This window comes from Roseateles sp. P5_E1 (assembly GCF_054049335.1).
Genome location: NZ_JBFUMN010000313.1, coordinates 1 through 603 on the forward strand (window position 1 = coordinate 1; position 603 = coordinate 603).

General features: G+C 63.0%; 1 protein-coding gene. It reads right to left on the bottom strand.

The window, feature by feature from the left end:
* Positions 1–603, bottom strand: a 603-nt coding sequence (locus tag ACXJKJ_RS31245) for a TonB-dependent receptor domain-containing protein (protein WP_457395493.1), incomplete at both ends; no start/stop codon positions are given.

Sequence of the window (603 nt, forward strand, 5' to 3'; positions counted from 1 at the left end):
GATGTCATAAGAGAAGCCCAGGCGCGGCTGCCAGGCATCCTTGAACGCCTTGCGGTTGTGGCCGTTGCTGATGTAGTTGCTGATGTCCAGCCCGCCCAGCGCCAGCGTATCGGCGAAGGTCTGGCCAGCGGCAGCGCGCGGGTCCTGCGAGTAGATCGCATCGACCACGGCCTGCGGGGTCACGAAGTCCAGGTAGGCCGGGGTCTTTTCGTAGTCCCAGCGCAGGCCGATGTTCAGCTGCAGGTGGTCGTTGACCTGCCAGTCGTCCTGGATGAACAGGCCGATCTGCTTGGACTTCGAACGCACTTCGCCGGACACGCCCGTTACGCCGTTCACCGGCTTGACGAACTGCGCCTTGTACGGGATGTCGGACGGGAAGTCCGGATCGCCCAGCGAGTAGGTGAACTGCGGATTGATCTGCGCCGCATCGGAGGCGTACAGGTCGATCTGCTTGTACTTGGCGCCCATCTTGATGGTGTGGTCACCGGCCCACTGGATGCCATCCAGGGTCAGGTTGTCCTCAATCGCCCAGCCCTTCTGGCCCTTCACCTGCGAATCCAGCGCCGAGGCGCCACCGATCTTCACCAGGGTACGGTCTTCGGT